Genomic DNA, 5441 nt, shown 5'->3' with positions numbered 1-5441 from the left:
GTGCGGAGCCTGGCCGGAACCTCTCGGTCCGCGGTGGGGGCAGCAGCTCCGGGGGGACGAGCTGCTGCCCCTGGCGGAGGTCCCACAACCGGTGCCGCGTCGGGGGGAAGCCGCGGCGCCCGGTCCCACAGCGGGGACCTCCGGATCGCCGTACCGGGGATTCCTGCCAGATCCTCGGTACATCAACCATCCTGCCGCGCCGCCCGGGTGGGCACATCCGGAGAAAGCCCCGTCCGCGGGGGACCTTCGTCCCGGCGGGTGAACACGCCCCTCACCCGTTGCGCCGTCCGGTGGATAAGCTGCCGGGTGGCAGGGCCGTACGGGGAGAGGACGGCGGCCCGACTCAGGGAGGCAGGCCCGTTCGATGGCTCAGGCGAAGAAGGTGGCCATGTGGATCCTGGTCATCTTCGTCATCTACACGATCATCACCTCACCGGAGCGCTCGGCGGACCTGGTGAAGTCCGGCTTCGTCGGCATCTCGGACGCCGCCAAGGCGGTGGGGTCGTTCATGACCGGACTGGTGCGCTGAGCCCCCGCTGAGCCCTAGTACGGTGGCGGGGTTCGTCCTTCGGGGGGCGCTCCGCCGAGCGGGCGCGCCCTCCCCCCACCCGCGAGGAGCGGCATCGTGATCCGGCACCTGGTCCTGTTCAAGCTCAACGAAGGCGTCACCAAGGACGACCCGCGGGCCGTCGCGGGCGCCGAGGCGTTCGCGGAGCTCGGCGCGCTGGTCCCCGAGCTGCGCGAGTGGGAGTGCGGCTGGAACTTCGCCGAGCGGGACATCGCCCAGGACTTCGCGATCAACAGCCTGGTCGAGGACCGCGAGGCGCTGGCCGCGTACCTCGGCCACCCGGCCCACCAGGCCGCCGCCGCGCAGTGGCGCGAGTTCGCCACCTGGGTGATCGCCGACCTGGAGGTCTGACCCTCCCGCGCCGTCCCTCGTACACGCACGACCCTTCGGCCTCCCGCCCTCCGCCCGAGGACGGGGGCCCATGCACACTCCGCCGAATGCTGGACGGTCCGTCAACACGCCTCCACCGGGTACTTGCCCGGCGACAGAGCCACTTGTGATGCTATGACCGGTTTTGCCGGAATTTGGCGAGGTGGTTCTCAAGGGAGGGTGAGGTGTCCGTGCGGACGCAGCAGGGCAGTGCGCCCGAGGACCGGGTCGAGGATCCGCCGGACCCAGTCGAGCTGGCCTCCCGCCGCCCCGGCACCCGCGGCGCGGTGGACGTCCGCACCCTCACCCGGGTCCTGTTCGAACGACTCGCCGAGCTGCCGCCGGACGCCCCCGAGCGCGTCCGGGTCCGCGCCGCGCTGATCGAGGTCAACATCCCGCTGGTCCGCTACGCCGCCACCCGCTTCCGCAGCCGCAGCGAGCCGATGGAGGACATCGTCCAGGTCGGCACCATCGGCCTGATCAACGCCATCGACCGCTTCGACCCCGAACGCGGCGTCCAGTTCCCCACCTACGCGCTGCCCACCATCCTCGGCGAGATCAAGCGCTACTTCCGCGACAACGTCCGCACCATGCACGTCCCGCGCCGCCTCCAGGAGCTCTGGGTGCAGGTCAGCGGCGCCATGGAGGAGCTGACGGTCACCCACGGCCGGGCCCCCAAGGTCCCCGAGATCGCCGCCAACCTGCGCATCCCCGAGGAGGACGTCCGGGCCTGCCTGGACGCCGGCCGCGCCTACAACGCCGCCTCCCTGGAGGCCGCCCAGGAGCACGAGGGCGGCCTCGCCCTGCTCGACCGGCTCGGCTACGAGGACTCCGCCCTCACCGACGTCGAGCACCGCGACGTGGTCCGCCACCTGCTGGTCCAGCTCCCCGAGCGGGAGCGGCGGATCATCATGCTGCGCTTCTTCGCCAACCTCACCCAGTCGCAGATCTCCACCGAACTCGGCATGTCCCAGATGCACGTCTCCCGGCTGCTGTCCCGGATCCTGTCCCGGCTGCGCACCGGGAACTCCTGGGAGGAGTGAGTCGCCTCCTGTTGCCCCGCGCCACCGGCGGGTGACGAGTCGACACGTTCGGGTTTGCCGGGGCCGGTGGGCCGGTATTGAGCAGTCAGACCCGTCAGCCGGGAACCACTGCTCGGTGGCGACCGTTCGACAGACAGTCACGAGGGGGTGGGCGCGTGTTCACAGAACCGGGCAGTGCGGTCATCGAAGTCGAAACCCAGGCCGAAGCCGTCGCCGTATCGATCCCGGCCCAGGCCGGTCCCGCCGAGGCCCCCGACCGGGCCCTCGACACCCGCACGCTGTCCCGCTCCCTGTTCCGCCGGCTCGCCGGGCTGGAGTCCGGCAGCGCGGAGCACACCTACGTCCGGGACACCCTGATCGAGCTCAACCTGCCGCTGGTCCGGTACGCCTCCGCGCGCTTCCGCAGCCGCAACGAGCCGATGGAGGACATCGTCCAGGTCGGCACCATCGGCCTGATCAAGGCCATCGACCGCTTCGACCCGGACCGCGGCGTCGAGTTCCCGACCTTCGCCATGCCCACCGTGGTCGGCGAGATCAAGCGCTTCTTCCGGGACACCAGCTGGTCCGTGCGCGTCCCCCGCCGCCTCCAGGAGCTCCGCCTCGCCCTCACCAAGGCCGGCGACGAGCTCTCCCAGCGGCTCGACCGCTCCCCCACCGTCCCCGAACTCGCCGCCTACCTCGGCGTCTCCGAGGAGGACGTGGTCGAGGGCCTCGCCGTCGGCAACGCGTACACCGCCAGCTCCCTGGACTCCTCCCCCGCCGAGGACGACGGCGGCGACGGCCCGCTCGCCGACCGCCTCGGCTACGAGGACCTCGCCCTCGAAGGCGTCGAGTACCGCGAGTCCCTCAAGCCGCTGCTCGCCAAGCTCCCGCCCCGCGAGCGCCGCATCATCATGCTGCGCTTCTTCGGGAACCTGACGCAGTCCCAGATCGGCGAGGAGATCGGCATCTCCCAGATGCACGTCTCCCGGCTGCTCACCAAGACCCTCGCCCACCTCCGGGAGGGCCTCACCGCGGAGTGAGCGGCGGCGGGCGGCGTCAGACGGTGCAGGCCCGCCGCAGCCGCAGCAGGTGCTCCTCGGTCAGCCCCAGCCCGTCCTGCCAGAAGTGCTCGAAGCCGGACCACCCGAGGGCCAGCTCCTCGAACGCGGCCTCCAGGTAGACCGCCTCCGCGCGGGCCAGCGGCCGCATCAGCGGGTCCACCCGGGCGATCAGGGCGGCGGCCCGCTCGTTGGTGAGCAGGTAGTCCGCCAGGACGCTCTCCCGGTCCACGCCGAGGGCGGTGAGCAGCAGGGCCGCCGTCCAGCCGGTGCGGTCCTTGCCGGCCGTGCAGTGGAAGAGCACCGGCGCGCCGTCCGCCTCGACGACCAGCCGCAGGACGGTGGCGAAGCGGGAGCGGGCGACCGGGTCGGTGACGAACCAGCGGTACATCGAGGTCATCAGCGCGGTGCCCCGCCCGTCGCCGAGGACGGCGTGCATCGCCACCGGGTCGCCGCTGCCCAGCGCCCGGCGCAGCTCCACGTACAGGTCGAAGTCCGCGGAGAACACCGGCAGGTGGTGCAGGGTCGGCCCGAGGCCGTCGGCCGCCGGGACGGTGAGCGTCGCCGCCGCGTCCACCGGCAGCACCGCCGGGGGCAGCCCGGGGACGAGGTCGGCGCCCAGGTGGCGGACCTCGTCGAGGCTGCGCAGGTCCACCACGTGGCGCAGCCCGATCGCGCCGAGCAGCGCCCGGTCGTCCTCGCCGAGCCGGCTGAGCGCCTCGGTGCGCAGCAGCGCGCCGCCGCGCACGGTGCGGCCGTCCGCGGTGCGGTAGCCGCCCAGGTCGCGGGCGTTGACGGCGGCGGCCAGGCCGAGGCTCCTGGCGGTCTCGGTGGACGGCGCGGTCACGGGTGCCTCCTGGCGGCGGTGCGGCGGACCGGGCCAGTGTAGGCAGGCCCGGCGGCGGGGCCGCCCGGGTGTCCGGTCGGCCCCGTGCGGGCGGGCGCGCGGGGTGCTACTTGACGGCCAGCCAGATCACGCCGGCGATGACCGCGAGGGCCACGATCGCCCCGATCACGATCACCGGGGTGCGGTTCGACGAGGAGCTGCTGCTGCCGTAGGTGGTGACGGTGCCCGGGGCCTGCGCGGCCGGGGCCTCGTCGACGAACGCCCGGAACATCTGGGTCGAGCCGGCGGGGTCGTAGTCGTTGTCAGCCATGGAACGGGACTCTAGCCGCCCCGGGCGGCCCGCCGACACCCCGGTCCCCGTCCCGGAACGGGTCTGCACCGACCCCTCACCCCGGACGGCCGGGGCGTGGACGCACGACCCGGCGGAATCAAGCCCGACCCGAACGGGTTGCCCCCTGACATGACCAACAGTGACGCCCCCCGGGTGACCCTCGGCCCCTCCGACCTCGCCGTCTCCCCGCTGTCCCTCGGCGGCAACGTGTTCGGCTGGACGGCGGACGCGGACCAGTCCTTCGCCGTCCTCGACGCGTACGCCGCCGCGGGCGGCAACTTCATCGACACCGCGGACGTCTACTCGGCCTGGGCGCCGGGCAACTCGGGCGGCGAGTCGGAGACCGTGATCGGGGAGTGGCTGCGCGGCCGCGGCGACCGCGAGCAGATCGTGGTCGCCACCAAGGTCGGCGCGATGCCCGGCGCGAACAACCTGAAGTCCGAGACGATCAAGCGCGGCGCGGAAGCCTCGCTGCGCCGGCTCGGCGTGGAGCGGATCGACCTGTTCTACACCCACCGGGACGACCCGGACACCCCGGTCGAGGAGATCGTCACGGCGCTGGACGAACTGGTCCGCGAGGGCAAGGTGCGCGAGGTCGCCGCCTCCAACATCGGCCCGGAGCGGCTCGCCGCCTCGCTGGAGTTCGCCGAGCGCGAGGGCCTGGCCAAGTACGTCGCGGTGCAGCCGCACTACAACCTGGTCTCCCGGGACACCTACGAGGGCCCGCTGGCGAGCGTCGTCGCCGAGCACGGCCTGTCCGTCGTCCCGTACTACGCGCTCGCCTCCGGCTTCCTGACCGGCAAGTACCGTCCGGGCAGCGCCGTCGACTCCGCTCGCTCCCAGGGCGCCGCCAAGTACCTGGACGACCCGCGCGGCCTCCGGGTGCTCGCCGCCCTGGACGAGGTCGCCGCCGGGCACGGCACGCAGGTCGCCACGGTGGCGCTGGCCTGGCTGGCCGCGCAGCCGACGGTGGCGGCCCCGCTGGCCAGCGCCCGCACCGTCGAGCAGCTGCCGCCGCTGCTGGCCGCCGCCTCGCTGGAGCTGACCGGGGCCGAGCTCAAGCTGCTCTCCGAAGCCTCCGCCTGACCGGCCCCGGCCGCACGGACGGCGCCCCTCCCGCCGCACTGCGGGAGGCCTACGCGAACGTCGTCAACACGCCACCAAGCGCCGAGGATCCCCGTCCCCGTCCCCGTCCGGGTCTCCCGCGCCATCCCCGTGCCCATCTGCGCGCCCGGCGGGGGTC

7 protein-coding genes are annotated in these 5441 nt (G+C 73.3%); 5 read left to right on the top strand and 2 right to left on the bottom strand.

Annotated features, from left to right (window positions below):
• The first annotated feature begins 364 nt into the window (after window positions 1-364).
• The 4 genes from ACFUEL_RS34260 (at window position 365) to ACFUEL_RS34245 (ending at window position 3002) form a co-directional block, all read left to right on the top strand.
• The gene (locus ACFUEL_RS34260; RefSeq protein WP_199811186.1) at window positions 365-529 is read left to right on the top strand and encodes a hypothetical protein; all 165 of its coding nucleotides are present in this window, start codon (window positions 365-367) and stop codon (window positions 527-529) included.
• A gap of 96 nt (window positions 530-625) precedes the next feature.
• On the top strand, window positions 626-919 hold the full coding sequence (locus tag ACFUEL_RS34255; protein WP_033214386.1) for a Dabb family protein: 294 nt from the start codon (window positions 626-628) through the stop codon (window positions 917-919).
• A gap of 203 nt (window positions 920-1122) precedes the next feature.
• Window positions 1123-1980 (top strand): RNA polymerase sigma factor SigF, encoded by an 858-nt coding sequence (locus ACFUEL_RS34250; protein WP_380241240.1) that lies wholly within the window; start codon window positions 1123-1125, stop codon window positions 1978-1980.
• 155 nt (window positions 1981-2135) lie between these two features.
• Window positions 2136-3002, top strand: a complete 867-nt coding sequence (locus ACFUEL_RS34245) for an RNA polymerase sigma factor SigF (protein WP_380241238.1) — start codon at window positions 2136-2138, stop codon at window positions 3000-3002.
• A gap of 16 nt (window positions 3003-3018) precedes the next feature.
• Here ACFUEL_RS34245 and ACFUEL_RS34240 read toward each other — a convergent pair whose 3' ends face one another.
• Both ACFUEL_RS34240 and ACFUEL_RS34235 read right to left on the bottom strand, forming a co-directional pair.
• On the bottom strand, window positions 3019-3867 hold the full coding sequence (locus tag ACFUEL_RS34240; RefSeq protein ID WP_380241236.1) for a tyrosine-protein phosphatase: 849 nt from the start codon (window positions 3865-3867) through the stop codon (window positions 3019-3021).
• A gap of 106 nt (window positions 3868-3973) precedes the next feature.
• The gene (locus ACFUEL_RS34235) at window positions 3974-4177 is read right to left on the bottom strand and encodes a hypothetical protein (RefSeq protein ID WP_380241234.1); all 204 of its coding nucleotides are present in this window, start codon (window positions 4175-4177) and stop codon (window positions 3974-3976) included.
• A gap of 150 nt (window positions 4178-4327) precedes the next feature.
• On the opposite strand from ACFUEL_RS34235, the gene ACFUEL_RS34230 reads away from it, so the two are divergent.
• Window positions 4328-5284: an aldo/keto reductase gene (locus ACFUEL_RS34230; protein WP_380241233.1), complete on the top strand. Its 957-nt coding sequence runs from the start codon at window positions 4328-4330 to the stop codon at window positions 5282-5284.
• Window positions 5285-5441: the final 157 nt, after the last annotated feature.

Source organism: Kitasatospora sp. NPDC057198, assembly GCF_042670125.1.
In the GTDB taxonomy this organism is placed as follows: domain Bacteria; phylum Actinomycetota; class Actinomycetes; order Streptomycetales; family Streptomycetaceae; genus Kitasatospora.
The sequence above is the reverse complement of the archived record's forward strand: the minus strand, read 5'-3'. Positions and strand labels throughout refer to the sequence as shown.